This is a genomic window from Paenibacillus sp. MB22_1 (assembly GCF_047200555.1).
GTDB classification, from domain to species: domain Bacteria; phylum Bacillota; class Bacilli; order Paenibacillales; family Paenibacillaceae; genus Fontibacillus; species Fontibacillus phoenicis.
This window is the reverse complement of record NZ_JBLADV010000001.1, coordinates 215530-231703: the sequence shown is the minus strand read 5'-3', so window position 1 is coordinate 231703 and position 16174 is coordinate 215530. Positions and strand designations below refer to the sequence as shown.

General features: G+C 55.4%; 9 protein-coding genes. 1 reads left to right on the top strand and 8 read right to left on the bottom strand.

Going from position 1 to position 16174, the window contains the following annotated elements; all coding sequences use genetic code 11:
• Window positions 1-12: 12 nt before the first annotated feature.
• From ACL02P_RS01045 to ACL02P_RS01010, 8 genes are all read right to left on the bottom strand, one after another.
• Entirely contained in the window at window positions 13-939 is a 927-nt protein-coding gene (locus ACL02P_RS01045; protein ID WP_397376587.1) for a carbohydrate ABC transporter permease, read from the bottom strand.
• Window positions 936-1823: a carbohydrate ABC transporter permease gene (locus ACL02P_RS01040; RefSeq protein ID WP_036644696.1), complete on the bottom strand. Its 888-nt coding sequence runs from the start codon at window positions 1821-1823 to the stop codon at window positions 936-938. The genes ACL02P_RS01045 and ACL02P_RS01040 overlap by 4 nt, the downstream gene beginning before the upstream one ends.
• A gap of 28 nt (window positions 1824-1851) precedes the next feature.
• Window positions 1852-3171 (bottom strand): ABC transporter substrate-binding protein, encoded by a 1320-nt coding sequence (locus tag ACL02P_RS01035; RefSeq protein WP_323077308.1) that lies wholly within the window; start codon window positions 3169-3171, stop codon window positions 1852-1854.
• A gap of 753 nt (window positions 3172-3924) precedes the next feature.
• The gene (locus ACL02P_RS01030; protein ID WP_412836641.1) at window positions 3925-5121 is read right to left on the bottom strand and encodes a GntR family transcriptional regulator; all 1197 of its coding nucleotides are present in this window, start codon (window positions 5119-5121) and stop codon (window positions 3925-3927) included.
• 109 nt (window positions 5122-5230) lie between these two features.
• Window positions 5231-6112, bottom strand: coding sequence for an ROK family protein (locus ACL02P_RS01025; protein WP_412836640.1), 882 nt, complete (start codon window positions 6110-6112; stop codon window positions 5231-5233).
• Window positions 6113-6381: 269 nt separating this feature from the next.
• The gene (locus tag ACL02P_RS01020; protein ID WP_009224349.1) at window positions 6382-7338 is read right to left on the bottom strand and encodes a 3'-5' exoribonuclease YhaM family protein; all 957 of its coding nucleotides are present in this window, start codon (window positions 7336-7338) and stop codon (window positions 6382-6384) included.
• A 159-nt stretch (window positions 7339-7497) separates the two neighbouring features.
• Complete coding sequence (locus ACL02P_RS01015) at window positions 7498-9777, bottom strand: FMN-binding protein (RefSeq protein WP_412836639.1); 2280 nt, start codon at window positions 9775-9777, stop codon at window positions 7498-7500.
• A 408-nt stretch (window positions 9778-10185) separates the two neighbouring features.
• Window positions 10186-14571: a WIAG-tail domain gene (locus tag ACL02P_RS01010; RefSeq protein ID WP_412836638.1), complete on the bottom strand. Its 4386-nt coding sequence runs from the start codon at window positions 14569-14571 to the stop codon at window positions 10186-10188.
• Between the two features lie 269 nt (window positions 14572-14840).
• Between ACL02P_RS01010 and ACL02P_RS01005 the strand changes: the two genes are divergently transcribed.
• On the top strand, window positions 14841-16160 hold the full coding sequence (locus ACL02P_RS01005) for an MFS transporter (protein WP_323077315.1): 1320 nt from the start codon (window positions 14841-14843) through the stop codon (window positions 16158-16160).
• Window positions 16161-16174 lie beyond the last annotated feature (14 nt).

The following is a 16174-nucleotide window of genomic DNA, read 5'->3' as shown; positions in this document are numbered from 1 at the left end:
CTCCCCTCTGTCCTAGCCCTTGATTCCACTAAACGCGATCCCCTGGATAAAATACCGCTGCAGCAGCAGGAACAGCACCAGGATCGGCAGGATCGCCACCAGCGCCCCCGCCATCATCGGCCCATAGTCCGTCTGATAATTGTATGAAAAAGCCTGCAGCCCCATCTGAATCGTCGCCTTCGACGGATCGTTCAGGACGATCATCGGCCAGAGGAAGCCGTTCCAGCCGGCCTGGAACGTAAAGATCCCGAGTGTAGCCAGCGCCGGCTTGGTCAGCGGCAAGTAAATGCGCCAGAAGATTTTGAATTCACCGCAGCCTTCGATCCGCGCCATCTCCATCATGTCATTGGGCAGGGTCAGAAAGAACTGTCGCATGAAAAATACCGCAAACGTCCCGGATGCCCCCGGCAAAATAATACCCCAAAACGAGTTCATCAGCCCGTACCCCCCGCTGCCGAACAAGTCGTTGCCGCCTGCCAGCGGGATATGGCGCAGCACGTAAACGCTGGGGATCATCGTCACGATCCCCGGCACCATCATGGAGACAAGCAGGATGCGGAAGAACGGCTGGTTCATCCGGAATTTCAGCTTGGCAAACGCAAAGCCGCTCAGCGAACCGAAGAACAGGTTACATAACACCCCAGCTGCCGCAAGAATAAAGGAATTCCAGAAATAAAGGCCAAAAGGCACGGTCGTAAACGCGTTGTAATAATGCTCGAACGTCAGGTTCGCCGTAAACCATTTAATCGGCAGGGTGAACATGTCTTCGTCTTGTTTAAACGAGGTCAGCACGCTCCAATAAAAGGGCAAAAACATAATGACCGCGATGATGCTGCCAACCGTATAAAACAGTACATTCGCTAATCGCTTCTGCATGGGTACACCGATTTGTGGACGCCGGGTACCGACGCCCGTTTTTATCGTCTCTGGATTTGTCATACGATCGGCTCCTCCGCTTTGGTGATTTTCATGCTAATGATTGAAAATACTAGGATCACCATCGCCAGCACAAACGCCTGCGCCGAGGCATACCCCATCTGCAATTGGTTAAAGCCCTGCTGATAGATCAGGTAGACCGGAGTTTTGGTGACGTTCGCCGGTCCGCCCTGCGTTAAGACAAACGCCTGGTCAAACAGCTGCAAGGCGCCGATGATGGACATGACACTGACCAGGAACGTCGTTGGGCGAAGCTGCGGCCAAGTGATGTAGCGGAAGCAGGCAAACCGCGACGCCCCGTCCAGCCGGGCCGATTCGTACAGATAGTCCGGCACGCCTTGAAGGCCGGCCAAATAGATGATCATGTTGGAGCCAACCGACTGCCAAAGCGTCATGACGATGATCGACAGCATGGCCGTCTCCGTTTGCGACACCCAAGCCGGGCCGGTGATGCCAAGGTATGCGAGCAGTCCGTTAATCATCCCGTATTCGGGATGCAGCATCCAGATCCATACGGTGGCCGCCGCGACGGCCGAGGTCAAGGTCGGCAGGTAATAAAACGTGCGGAACAGCTTGACCCCGCGTATCTTTTTGTTAAGCAGCATCGCAAACAGCAAGGAGATCAACAAATTCAGCGGTACAAAAACGATCGCGTAATAGAACACGTTTAAAAAGGTCTGCCAAAGCAGCGCATCGTCGATCAGGCGGCGGTAATTGTCCAGCCCAACCCAATCGTTGCTGCTCAGCACGTCATAGTTGGTGAAGCTGAGGTACAGGGCCATCACGACGGGGATGACCATGAATACGGCAAATAGCAACATAGTTGGTGTAATGAACAGATAGGCCATTCGGGCCTGATGCCGTTCGAGCTTATTGACGGATGCCATTCTTTGTTCCCCTTTCAGAGGCCGGTTTTTACTTCACGACCGCATTTTCCGCAAGCAGTTTGTCGCCTTGCTCTTGGGCTTTTTTCAGCGTCTCGTCGATCGATTGCTTGTTCTGAAGCAGCAGTTGCAGATTCGGAATCAGCGCGTTCTCCTCCATGACGGAGTATCCCGGATGTGTCGGACGCGTCTTTGCAAATTCCAACGTTTCCGTAAACGGCTTCCACAATGGATCTTCACTAAAGAACGGATCCTCAAGCGCCGGTTTAAAGCCTGGCAGGTTCAAGCTCGTTTTTGCCCACAGCAAAGCGTTGTCCTTGTTCGCCGTCCACCATTTGATGAACTCCCACGCCTCATCCGGGTGCTTGGAGCCTTGCGGGATGACAAGCCCGAAGCCGCCCATCACACTGCCTTTATCGCCATTCGGACCTGCCGGCGGCGGTACGATGCCGTATTCCAGATCCTTGCCATATTTGTTGTAGGTGCTCATCATCCAAGGTCCGGTGTACAGCATAGCCACTTTCCCTGTAACAAACGCGTCGGTACCTTCGCCAAGCCCTTGTTCGAAGCCGACCTTATAAACTTTGTCCTCGTTCAGCAAGCGCTGCCAAAACTCCAGAACCTGTTTGCCTTTTTCATTGTTGAAGTTGGTCTTGCCATCCTCGCTGAGCATTTGCCCGCCGGCTTGCTGCAGATACATGTTAAACAGCCCCGGATCGGCCATGGAGAAGCCTGCGGTTTCAAGCTTGCTGCCGTTCCATTTCGTCAGCGTCTTGGCCGCCTGCTCCAATTCGTCCCACGTCGTTGGCGCCTCCAGCCCTGCATCGGCAAACATCTTCTTGTTGTAGAACAACGCGCGGGCATCCACTGTTAACGGCAGACCGTACAATTTATCGTTGTTGGTCAGTTCCTTTAAGGACTCCTCGTAAAAATCTTCTTTATTCACCCCGTCGCGCTCCATATAGTCGTCAATGGGGCGAAGCACGTTTTTCGGAGCGTACAGCGAGGTTCTCCAGCGGTCCCAGAACAAAATATCCGGCGCACCGCCGCTCGTCGCAGCCGTCAGGAATTTCGTGACCATATCCTGCTGAAGCACGTATTTGACTTCGATCTTGTCCTGCGACTTGTTGAAGGCGTCAACCATCGTCTCAAACTGCTTCTGCCCTTCGCCGCCCCAGTCGCCCCAGAACGTCAGCTTCACTTTCTCGGTATTGCCGCCACCTCCGGTGTCACCACTACCCCCGCTGCCGCCGCCGTTTCCAGCACTGCCGCCGTTACCGCCCCCTCCACAAGCAGCCAGCATCGCACCAAACAGGACGGTCACCAGCATCACGAACATCCACTTTTTCATTTGTAAACCTCCCCTTTTCATTTCGAATAACATAGTAATTAAAGCGTTTTCAATAAGGATAGTATATTGGTATCATATCATTATGTCAATAAGCAAAAATATCGATGTTGGTTGGTATATAAAGGTATGCCAAATGACCCCCTTCAACATTTGGAGAGTACAAAAATGGCTTTCCTGTAGAAATGTCATTAATGGGGAAGGGCCTTGATCGAGAAAGTCCGTAATTAGAAAGGTCCGTAAACGGAAGACAACATCCTGCCGTAAATGACCGCACCACCAAAAGTGGCGCCTAAATGTAAAAGTACAGTTGATTTTAGAGAAAGCGTCGCTTTGGGACCCTTCAACTGTAAAAGTACAGTTAAAATCCGCCTAATTCTCCCTTTTCCACTAAATCACCTTAAACTAACTGCACTTTTATATTCCAAGGCCGGTAAAAACGAAAAAATGCCGAAGTTGAACTGCACTTTTGCAGTTGAGCTTCGGCATGTATGAGTTGAGGCGGGGCAACTTGAATCCACCGTAGGGTATTTGCGATCCACCCAGCGGGTAAGCCTTCTAGCACTTCGCCTAGGGGGGTGTCCTTATGCTACTGTAGTTCCCCCAGAGGGGGTGACACTAACACTACTGCTTGCGTCCCCACCCAGAGGGTGAGCCTAACACTACTCGCGCTCCACCTTGGAAGTGCGCCTTAAGCTACTAGGCCCCCCCTAGGAGGTAAGCCTTACGCTACTCACCCAGGGAGCAAGCCCTGCGCTACTTACGCTCCCGCTCCTCCCTTGCGGGTCCGGTGGACTCCCCGGGGACGAGCACCGCGGGCAGCTTGATTTTGTTCGCTACCAGCCGGTTCTCCATCAGGGCCAGCACGTTTTCCACGGCCAGCTTGCCCATATCTTCTTCACTTTGACGCATATGGGTGAAGGCGTAGCCCTCGCCGATGCGGAACTGCGGGCTGTCGAAGCAGATGATCGACACGTCCTCAGGAATGCGCAGGCCAAGCCGGGTCACCGCCGCTTTAGCCAGCAGCGCGATGTTGTACTCGATGGCGAAGAAGGCCGAAATCGTAGGATGGGCCTCGAGATGGCGCATGATTTTTTGAATGTCCCGTTCAATATTGTCATCGTAAAAAGAGTTCGGCAGCGTCGACGTCAAATCGCTGATCCACAGCTCCCGCTCTACAGCGATACCGCGGCCGGCATGCGCCTGCACAAACCCTTCGATCCGTTCCTCGACGGCCGACGTATCGATGGGCGGCGGAGATAACAGCGAAATGCGGGCGTGTCCGAGGTCAAACAAATGCTCCGTCGCCTCCTGCGCCGCCTTCACATTGTCGGTAATGATGGATGCCGCCGCCACGCCCTTCAGCTCCCGGTCGATCAGCACCAGCGGGAAGCGTTCGATCACCAGCTTAAGGATTTCCGCGTTGAAATACTCCCCCTGTGCCGGAAATACGATCAATCCGTCGACGCCAAGCTGCAGCAGCTTGCGAATCGTCGCTTCCTCGTTCTCCTGAACCCCAAACGTCCGCTTCAGGACAAGAAAACAATCCTGCTCCCGCGCAGCATCCTCCATCCCGTAGATCAGCCGCGTTCCGTAGCTGCCGGCAAAATCCGTCAGCACAACGCCGATCAGCTTTCCGGCAGCCTCCTTGTCCGTTCTGTTCCCACTATAGATTCCGTCCCATCGGCCATTCGCCTGTTCCTCCGCGCCTGTGCCCTCGGCTTCGGGGTCCGTCACAAACGAGCCGCGTCCCGGCTTCCGAACGATAATCCCTTCGGCAGCCAGCATTTCTAAAGCTCGCTTGCTCGTAATCCGGCTAACCTGATATTCCTCGGCCAGCTCCTTCTCCGATGGAATCCGGTCTCCCGGTTTATAACTATGATCTAGGATTTTCTGCTTTACATCATCGAAAATCTTCTCGTACATCGGTTTAGACGAGGTGGTTTCACTCATGACGTTCCTCCCACGTTCCCTCACACAAGGACATGATATGTATTATAATATATCATGATATATCGCTAATGTCGAACCATGCTTGAAAAGGTTCGCAGAACCCCAAGCTTCAGTTGGAGCGAGCCAAGGCCTCCAACCCCAGGGCGAGGGCGCCGCAAAGCCCAGCCTGATTCCCTAATCCCGGCGGGACAATATATTCATCAATCCCGCTCAAAATGGCTGGCGCGTTCACATATCCGGCCAGGTTCCGCTGAACTTCCTTGCGAATCAACAGGAACAGCTGCGGTTGCTGCATCACGCCGCCGCCCATGATCACTTTTTGTGGTGAGAGCATGAGGATGGACCCGGTCACCGCCTGCGCTAAATAGTAGGCTTCGATGGCCCAGGCAGGATGGTCCGGTGCCAGCTCTTGTCCTTTTACCTTCCAACGCGCTTCAAGACTTGGCCCCGCAGCCATGCCCTCTAGACAGTCCCCATGATACGGGCATAGCCCGGGGAAGTCGTCCTCCGGATGCCGCCGCGGCAGAACATGTCCACCTTCCGGATGAATCAATCCATGGACAAGCTTACCTTCGGCCAAGACCCCGACACCGATCCCGGTCCCCACCGTATAATACACGCAGCTGTCCAGCCCCTGAGCGGCACCCCACTTTGCCTCGCCCAAGGCGGCGGCGTTCACGTCTGTATCCCAGCCATAGGGAACATCAAAAGCCGATTTCAATTTGCCAAGCACATCATATCCGTTCCAGCCCGGCTTCGGTGTTGTCGTGACATGCCCGTAAGTGGCGCTGCTTGGATTCAAGTCCAGCGGGCCAAACGAGCCGATGCCAATCGCTTCTACATTTTTATCGCGAAAATAAGCAATCACCCTTTCCAACGTTGGCTCCGGCAGCTCTGTGGGGAAGCTGATCTGGTCCTCGATGACTCCGTGCTCATTTCCGACGCCGCACACGAACTTTGTCCCGCCGGCCTCAATTGCTCCGATACGCATCAAATCTCCTCCTTTGTCATGATAGGATTTACCTCGACGAAGTGATCCCAAACGCCGTATACGATCTCCGCTATTATACCGGTGATAATTTCATCGGGGAGCGCATCGACGGATACAACGGCCCATTTGCCATCCTAACCCTGCGCGCAGCCCGCGCTTTGAAAAAGTTAACGACGACTTAGAAAGCCAAGGCTACCGCCTGAAAATCATCGATGCCTATCGACCGCAGAAGGCAGTGAACCATAAACTCTCAACGCGTCCTGCCTACTCTACCATTTCAACCGGTAGATCCCCTTGTTCTCCAAGCCCCGGATCAACGGCGTCCACGCTTCGGATTCCGGCGTCGTAGCCAGCGCGTCCTCTACCATCTGCAGCTTAGCGTCCAGCGCATCGATATGGTGGAGGGCGACGGCCTCCGGCGTCTGCGGCTGCACCGGGCTGCCCCATTCCCCCAAGTTGTGGTGGGACAACACCAAATGCTGCAGGGCGAGCACCTTCGGCGAATCCAGCGCGATGCCCAGGCGAATGGCCGCTTCGGTCACCCACTGCGACGCCATCGAAATATGCCCAAGCAGCTTGCCGGGCGTACTATACTCGGACACGATGCCGAGTTCAGCCACCATTTCTTCCGGCTTGGCAATATCGTGCAAAATGATGCCCGCCTTCAGCAGGTCCGGGTTCAAGAACGCGCGCTGCGCACATAGAAAATCGCCGATTTCCAGCATCCGTACCATATGGTAGGCCAAGCCGCCGAAATAAGCGTGATGATGCGTTTTGGCCGCGGGATAATGGGCCAGCTTCTCCTCCACCTTACCGACGCAAAAGCGAACGATCGCCTGAATATCCGGATCGGCAATATCGTTGATGACGGCCTGGATCGTATGGATCAGCGCTTCCGACGAAATGGGCGCAGAGCGGATAAAATCCGTGAGCCTCACGCCGTCTTCCGGCTTGGCCAACCGCATCTGCAAGATTTTCACCTGCAGCTTCTCACGGTAGGTTTGCACGATTCCCCGCACCTTCACGAGCCTCATCGGGAAAAACGTTTCCTTGTCCGTTGGCGAGGCATCCCAAAATTTGGCCGGGATTTCCCCGGTGGAATCGCACAATACGATATCTAAATAGTCTTTGGGCGGATTCGCGTTCGTCTGCTTGATCTCCAGCTCCTTCAGCAAATAAAAGCCAATAAATTCATCCTGGTTTCGTAATTGATTAATTTGCGTCACCCATAATTCCTCCAAACCCATGATAGACCCATTATACTATGGGACAGCCAAAACCTCAGCGTCTTTTCATCCCCGCCTGCCCGCCCTTCTAAGAACAAGAAAAGAACGCCTCCCCGTGAATCTCACAGGGCCAGCGTCCTTTTCATTTCAAATCAATGCTTATCTTCCGGCGTTCTCAAGCGCGTCCTTGACGGCCTCAATGACTTGTGCGGAAACCGCTTTTACGCCTTCGGTTTCGCCAAACGCTGCCGGACGATACCCGTATTTATGCAGGGAACCTTCGGCAGTTGGCGTTTCGATTTCCGCCTTGACGGCTTTCTCGTCGGCGGTTAATTGGTCTTCAGTCTTGATTTTGCCGTTCTCATCCAAATAGAAGACTTCCATTTTGAACGGAATGTTGTTTTGCACCGTCACCATCACGTAAACGGATTTGTCCTTGTTAATACCGGCGAAAATCCCGTTGATATAAGCCGTTTTGTAAGTCTCGCTGATTTCCGCTTTCTTATAAGCATTTTCGACGGCCGTTTTCAATGCGGTACTGCTGCTGGTCGCCCCAGTTACAACATCCACTTGAGCCGCTTGCTCTCTCGTTCCGGCAAACAGCAGATCGCGGGTCAGGATCGGGATCGCTCTAACGACTTCAGCGTAAGCCGAAGCGCCGCGGTCCACCATATTCACACCGACGCGATACAGCTTCAGGCCAACGATAACGCCGTTGCGCAGCGTGACATCGGCGCGGTTCGTCCCTTTGTCGTAAGCGTCGCCGTAGGTCGTGTACGTGCCGTCTTTATAATTGCCTTGCGTTTTCGACGCGTTGTTCAGCAGGTCAGCGAACGCCGCTCTGGCGGCGAGGGACAGGTTTTCTTGACCTACGATCGGCGTCATGTTCGCGCCTTTTTGAGTCAAGCCTTCGGTTAACTGAGCGACAACGGTTTGTTGCTCATCCGTCAGCTTGTCGGAAGCGATCAGCTTACCGGCATCATCAAACAGGAAGACTTTTACGTTCGAAACGTGGTCTGCTTTAATGTCAGCCAAAACCAGCAATCTGGACAGGTTGTCGACACCGGCAAACGTTCCTTCAAAATACTTCGCTTTCCCCGGAACCTTCAGCGCCTTCTCGAAAGCGCGTTCTACAGCGAGGTTCCAGCTATGGCTGCTCTCGGTGGCGCCGGCAATCGCATCAACGTCATCCTTGAAGTTCTCGATGTACGAGCCGTTCGCGAGCAGTTTGGCCGTCATCGGCGCATTTGCTTTGACCACTTCAGCATAGGCCGTGTCGCCGCGGTCAATCAGGTTGGAACCCAATCTGTACAGCTTCACATCAACCAGCTTGCCGTTGCGGATGTAGACGTCGGCTCTCTCAACCCCTTTATCGCGGGCAGAACCGTAGGCGGAGTAGAATCCATCAATATATTTCGAATCGTTGTTTACCTTGGCATTTTGCTCCGCGTCCCAATATGCGTTCACAGCGGCTTTGTACTCAGCCTCCTGGCCTTTAGAACCAACGGCGCCGGTACCTTTCGCCAACAGCTCGGCTGCGATCGCTTTCACCAATGCCGCTTGCTCGCTGGTCATATTTGCTTCTTCGATGGCATTGCCGCTGGCGTCAAGCGGATATACTTTGACAGCTGTACGCTTCGTTGCATCGAAGGTCGCAAACACCATGTATTTGCCTTCCGGATCGACACCCATATGCTCGCCGGCAAAATAAGTGACACCCTTTGGCTTCTCTTTCAAAGCTCTTTGGAAGGCACGGTCAACGGACAGCTTCCAGCCCTCGCTGGAACGGGTCGCTCCGGACACAACGTCCACTTTGGCGGCCTGCTCCTGCGTTTTGCCAAGCAGGTCCGCTTTCATCGTTTCGTAAGCGTTCCAGAGGCCGCTATAGTTGTTGCGAACGTCTCTGTCGATCAGCTTAGGGCTTGTTCTGAGCAGCTCAATCGCGGCGATTTTTCCGTCCTTGATCGTGACTTTGGCCCCTTCGGTCCCTTTGGAATAAGCGTTGCCGTAGGCCACATATACACCGTCAACATACGGACTTTCCGCAGGTTTGACCGCCGAAGTTTTTGCCGGAGTTGTTTTCGTTGTTGTCTTTACAGGAGCTGTTGTCGTTTTTGTAGTTGTTTTGGTCGTAGTTTTTGTGGTTGTTTTTGTAGTAGTTTTGTTCGTCGTCGACTTGCTTGGCGTAGTTGTCTTGCTAGGTGTTGTCGTCTTGCTAGGTGTTGTCGACTTGCTTGGAGTTGTCGTCTTGCTTGGTGTCGTTGTCTTACTTGGTGTTGTGGTTTTGCTAGGTGTTGTTTCTTTGGTTGGCGTTTCCGATTCCGATGCGGCAGACACCACGTCAATGCTGGTCAGCTTGAAACCGGACGTCCCAACCGTAAGCGACAAGGACGATAACACCAACGTCGCGCTTACTGTAAGGCTAATCAGCTTTTTCAAATGCAATCCTCTCCCTTGTGATTTTCACCGAGTTACGTAAAGCTACATCACCTGCTCGCCGTTCATGGCATGTTCTTGTTGAATTTTCGACTGTGCTCAGATCACGATTCCGATATAACGCTCTCCAAGCAATCGCGCCCCTCCCTCTTGCACGATGTCTATCCCTTGAACCGACCCGACTCTGAATTAATGTGAAGAATTTCACATAACCTGTGAAAAAAATTAGTTGGATCGGTTCCCATTAAATACTAGGTAATTTGACGCAAAAACGCTGTACGCAAAATCACATAGCCTGAAAGATATGTCACTTTGTTATGGCTTAGCTGAAGAAAACAGCCGCCGGGATGGCTCCCGACGGCTGTTATACAAGCGAGTATTCTAGCTGACTCTATTGTGTTTTAGAAGACGTTACTGCGTGTTGCCAATCGCCATCCACGTTACGATTCCGTAGTTGACGCTAGTGTCCTTCAGCTTGGATATCGTGATGACAGCCGAGCCAGGCGATTGCTCCTTCAGCGAAGTATAATACGCAGGGTGATTGGTCATCGCAACGACAACGTAGTTGGACGAAGCAAACGGCGATTCAAATTTGATTTTAACCGTCGCCTCCTCCTCATGAGGCTTCAGCAGGAACGGAACCATGCCAAATTGCATCTCCGCCGGCTGGCCTGCCAGCGTGGTTACCGGAGCAAAGTTGAGCTGCTCCACTCCAACGGAGCCCGGCTGCAAGTGGCGAGTCCCAACGGCCTCATCCGCTAGTATAGCGCTGTCGACCGCATTTGGCGCCAAATGGGCGTTCTCTACCGACGCTGGCTGCAAATGTTCCGCCCCAACCGCGCCTACAGCCAAAGCCCCTGCATCCACTGCACCGGGTTGCAGATGCCCCCGGCCGATGGAAGAAGGCTGGATGTCTTCGCCGCCGATCCCTTCCTCAGGCAGCAAACCGTGTTGCTGAATCTCGGTGGACAGATGCCAAATATTGACGGCTTCGAGAGCGATATGGTGGGCATTCACCGCTGCATCGCTTAAATGCCGGGACTCCACGCTTTCTGCTGCCAAGTTCGCACTTTGCACGGCGTCCTCGGCCAGGTGATGGCTTTGAACGGCGGCATTTGCCAATTGCTCGCTGTGCACCACGCCTTCCTGCAGATGGCGAGTGCCTACAACCGCTTCGCCCAGATGGCGTTCCGACACAACGCCTTCCGCCAAATGCTCACCTTGGACTGCTCCATGATCCAAGTGGAAGCCTTGGACCGTCCCCTCTGCCAAGTGCACGCCTTGCACGGAACCGGCTTGCAGATGACCACTACCCACCGCTTGCTCACCCAGGGCTTCGGAGCCAACTGCGCCGGATTGCAGATGCCAGCTGGTGATGGACGACGGCTTCAGATCCTCCCCGCTGATGCCTTCCGCAGGCAAGAGACCGTGTTGCTGCAGCTCAGCCGATAGATGCGAGACATTTACGGCTTCAGGGGCAAGATGCGAGCTGTCGACCACGGCCTCCCCAAGATGCTGGGAGGTGATGCTGCCTTCAGCCAAATGCCCGCCTTGCACAGCGCCTTCAGCAAGATTCCGGCTTTGGACGGACCCATCTGCCAGATGGCGGTTTAACACGGAACCCGCCTTCAGGTGACCGCTGCCCACCGCCTGCTCGCCTAGAGCTATGGCATTTACCGCACCGGCTTGCAAATGCCGGCTGGTAATCGACCCGGCCTGCAAATCATCCCCGCTGATCCCATCGGCCGGCAACAGACCCTGTTGCTGCAGTTCGGCAGACAAGTGTCCGTGATTCACGGCTTCGGGAGCGATATGGGTGCCTTCCACCACGGCCTCCCCAAGGTGCCGGGACTCCACGCTCCCCTCGGCTAAATGCTCGCTTTGCACCGCGCCTGCGATCAAGTTCCGGCTTTGAATGGACCCATCTGCCAGATGGCGATTCAACACGGAACCGCTCTGTAAGTGGCCGCTGCCAACCGCCTGCTCACCCAGCGCTGTAGCGTTCACCGCACCAGCTTGCAGATGCCGGCTGGTAATCGACCCGGCCTGCAAGTCATCCCCACTGATCCCTTCGGCCGGCAACAGACCCTGCTGCTGGAGCTCTGCGGACAAGTGCTCGTAATTTACGGCTTCGGGAGCGATATAGGTGCCTTCCACCACCGCCTTTCCAAGGTGCCGTGACTCCACGCTCCCCTCGGCTAAATGCTCGCTTTGCACCGCGCCTTCGGCCAGGTGCTGGCTTTGGACGGACGCCTTCGCCAGATGGCCGCTTTGCACCGCACCTGCCTGAAGATGGGAGCTGCCAACCGCCTGCTCACCCAGCGCTTTGGAGCCAACTGCGCCTGCCTGCAGGTGCTGGCTGGCGATAGCTCCCGGCTGCAGAGCCTCCCCGTCGATCCCGGCGACAGGCAGCAGCCCGCTTTGGCGCAAGGCAGGGATCATGTGGGCAGCGCTGATCGATTCCGGAGCGATGTGGTAAGATCCGATCACCGAGACTCCGAGGTGGCGGTCAGTCACGCTGCCTTTGGCCAAATGCTCGCTTTGTACCGCCCCTTCAGCCAAATGCCGGCTTTGGACAGACGCCTCCGCCAGGTGACCGCTTTGCACCGCCCCCTCCTGAAGATGGGAGCTGCCAACCGCCTGCTCACCTAACGCGTCCGTATCAACCGCACCGGCTTGCAGGTGCAGGCTGGTGATGGCGCCCGCCTGCAGGTCCTTACCGCGGATCCCCGCCTCGGGAAGTAACCCGCTCTGCCGCAACTCGGCAGACAGATGTCCGGCTTCGATGGCTTCGGCGGCAATATGGCGGGAGCCCACGGCTGCGTCGCCCAGGTGGCGTCCCGTTACACTGCCTTCGGCCAAATGCTTGCTCTGTACAGCCCCAGCGGCCAGATGATCGGCTCCAACCGCGCCAGCGGACAGAGCTTCCGACCCGACGGCACCGGGGGCCAAATGCCCGGCGTCCACGGCTTGCGCCGCCAGTTTCGGACCGGTCACGCTGCTGTTCGCCAGCTTCGCAACCGTGACCGCCAGATCCCCCAGCTTATCCGTTGTCACGCTTTCCGGCGACAGCTTCAAGCTGGTGACCGCATGATCCTGGAGATGCGGCGAGAAGATGACGCCAACCCCCAGGTACTCCTCCCGAATCGCACCGGGTGCGATCTGGCCGCGGGTGACGGAGCCCGTCGCCAAATGCCGGGTCTGCACGATACCCGATCCCAAATGGTCGGCCGTGATTTGCTGTGCACCGATGGCGGACTCCGTCACCGCGGCCGGAGCGATCGCGCGGCTCGTCACACTGTCTTTAGCCAGTTTGTCGGCCGTGACGCTGCCTGGCTGCAGATGATTCGTCGCAACCGCTCCATCCGCCAGGTGCTCCGCGGTCACCTCGGCGGACGCCAGCTTCTGCCGGGTGACCGCCGCATCGGCCAGATGCCATTCCTGCACCGCTTCCGAAGCAAGGTGACTGCTTTGCACCGCTCCTTCGGACAGGTGCTTGCCGGTAACCGCTCCCCGCGCAAGCTGCGGCGATTGCACGGCCCCTTTGGCCAAGTGCCGTGTCAATACGGCTTCGTCCGCGATTTTCCCCGGCAGCACGCTTTGATCGGCGATCTTGGACGAGGTTACCGCCTGCTCGATGATATGCGAGGTGCCCACAGACTGGTCGGCCAGCTTCGTGGAAGGGATCGATTTATCGGCAAGATGCCGCGCCTGGATGACCTTGTCAGCGATATGCTCCTGACCAATACTGCCAGGCTGAACATGTTCGCTGCCCACGGCTCCTGACGCAAGATGGTGGGATTCAATCACCATTTCACCTAAATGAGCGGAAGTAACGCTCCCTTCCTGCAGCTGCTCCGCGCCGACACTGGACCAAGCCAGCAGTTCCCGGTCGATCATACCGGGTGCCAAATGCCGCGAAGTAATGCTGTGATCCGCCAGATGGCGGCTTTCCACCGCCCCTTCCGCCAGCTTCTCTCCCGTTACGGAGTGATCGCGCAGCTTCGATGTTGTCACAGAGGCCTCTCCCAGCTTAGAGGTGTCGACCGCTCCGTTGGCCAAATGCTGCGCATTTACGGCACCGCTGCGGATTTTATCCCCCGTTACAGCTTGGTCCTGCAAGAGCTCGGACGTTACGATCCATTCCGACAGATGCCGGCTCTCCACCGCCCCTTCTGCCAGCTTCTCCCCGGTGATCACCCGATCCGCCAGCTTCTCCGGGGTGATGCTGCCGTCAACCAGCTTCTCTCCGCCGATGGAATGATCCCGGATCGCCCAGCCTTCGATCGAACCGTCAACCAAGTGGCTGCCGTTCACGGAGGAAGGAGCGATTTTGGAGGAGGTCACCGCCCGATCGGCCAGCTTGATGTTCTCCACGGCGTAATCGGCGATCCAAGCGGTGTCGATCGTCCCCCGCATGATCCGCGAAGCATCGATCGTATACGGCGCAATTTTCTCCCCGGTGACGGCCTCATCGATGAGATCGTCGGTATAAATAATGCCCCGTTCTTGGTGCGGCGCGGTTTTTTCACTCAGCAGTTCCTGCAGCGCCTGGTTTCCGTCAACGTTTCCATGCTCCGGATCTGCTCCGGGTGATGCCGTCGCGGCCTCTTTCTCTTGTTCCGGCAGCGCGGGCAGTACGGGAGCTGGGCTTTCATGAAGCTCAACCTTCTTGTCTCGGGATCGCAACGATGCCTTTCGTTCCTCAAGCAGCTTAAGCTCGTTGATATTCGGGTTATCTACGTAATAGAGCGATTTCTTTGGTCTACTTGATTTTGTTGATTTATGTCTCTTCAAGAGCCGCCCTCTCCTTTGCCAATATAATAATCTTTGGTATCATATGCGGGGGGTTAGGCTCTTGTCACAGCTTTTGGGCCTGATTGCCGCAGCACGCTGCCTCCTGAAAAAAGATGAAATGGTTTCCCCGATTTCTACCGTTTTTAGCAGAACGGCCGCACGTTACAATAACCTTACGCGTAAGAATTCGGAAGGTACGTCGAAGCACGCCAAAGTTCACCGAAGTTCGCGGAACATCCCTTAAGCTCAAGTCTTGGAGGCAACTAGACATGAAAACCGATCTCGCCATAAACACCGCTCAGAAAGCATCCGTTAACGTTAGCCCGGCCGTCCCAGAGGCGTCAGAGGAACCTAACACGGCCATACTCCTATCTGCTGAAAAAAGCCCCACTACTGCACCAAACCTCGGCTATCGCCGCTCGTTTGCGATCATTTTGACAAGCGTCGTGCTGTTAAGCTTCGGGGGGAAGCTCTATGAAATCATCCTTCCGCTGATGATGTACGACATTACCCATTCCTCTGTGGCCATGAGCAGTATGAAAACCGCGGAGCTGCTGCCCAACTTCTTCTTCGCCATCTTCATCGGCGTCTTAGTTGACCGCGTCAACAAAAAACGCTGGATCCTCTGGATGATCGGGCTGCAGGCGATGCTGCTCCTTGCCTTTGCCGTCTTGTTCCGAAGCGGGATTCATCTGCTGCCGGTCTATTACGCCATCGGCTTCCTGCTGATGACGCTGAATTATGGATATTTTAATGCCGAAGTCAGTCTTATCAAGCTGAGTGTCCCGGTCCGGGAACTGACAAGCGCCAATGCCAAGCTGAGCTTTGCCGAAACGTTTGTTGGCATTATGGGGCCAGCGTTGTCCGGTCTGATCCTGATGTTATCCGACATCTCCGATGGATTGCTCATCACGTCGTTCTGTTACCTGATATGCATGGGGTTATTTACTAGACTAAAATTGGCGGAGAAAAAAGAAACCCCGCGGCAATCCCGATTCGCCGCGGAGTTTCTGGAGGGCTGGCGCGCCTTTTGCGTGAACAAGCCGCTCGTGTTGATGACCGTGTTCGTCGTGTTTCTAAACTGTACGTACACGGTGATCAGTACGACATCGATCTACTACGCCAAGGACGATCTGGGATTGTCCTCCTCCCTGCTAGCCGTTGTACTCTCGGCTTCAGGTGCCGGAGGTCTTGCCGGAAGCTTGCTGCTCAGTCGGTTAAGACAATCCTGGGGCCTGGGCAAGGTGTTTGGCGCATCCATCTTGCTGAACGTCATCGCTTATCTCCTTCTGTTTCTTATCGATGGCCTCGTGATGTTTGCAGTCGCCCTTTTCCTATCCGGATTTGCCGCGACCTTGTACAGCGTGTCGGTGTACGCCTTCCGCCAAGAGCAGACGCCGGCGCCGCTGATGGGACGAATCGCCGGAATTACCGGGACCTGCTTCCGGATCGGCATGCCTATCGCCGTCTACGCTTCCGGTTGGGTCATCGCCTGGTGGGGCACAAGCGTGATCTTTATCACCTGCGCGATATGGAATCTGATCGTCCTGGCCGTTTACGTGCGAACCCGGCTGTGGAACGTTCAGTGAGCTGATACCCTTCT

Bases quoted from the DNA above. Each gene is read 5' to 3' on its own strand.
- ACL02P_RS01045 (WP_397376587.1), bottom strand. From the start codon at position 939: ATGACAAATCCAGAGACGATAAAAACGGGCGTCGGTACCCGGCGTCCA.
- ACL02P_RS01040 (WP_036644696.1), bottom strand. From the start codon at position 1,823: ATGGCATCCGTCAATAAGCTCGAACGGCATCAGGCCCGAATGGCCTAT.
- ACL02P_RS01035 (WP_323077308.1), bottom strand. From the start codon at position 3,171: ATGAAAAAGTGGATGTTCGTGATGCTGGTGACCGTCCTGTTTGGTGCG.
- ACL02P_RS01030 (WP_412836641.1), bottom strand. From the start codon at position 5,121: ATGAGTGAAACCACCTCGTCTAAACCGATGTACGAGAAGATTTTCGAT.
- ACL02P_RS01025 (WP_412836640.1), bottom strand. From the start codon at position 6,112: ATGCGTATCGGAGCAATTGAGGCCGGCGGGACAAAGTTCGTGTGCGGC.
- ACL02P_RS01005 (WP_323077315.1), top strand. From the start codon at position 14,841: ATGAAAACCGATCTCGCCATAAACACCGCTCAGAAAGCATCCGTTAAC.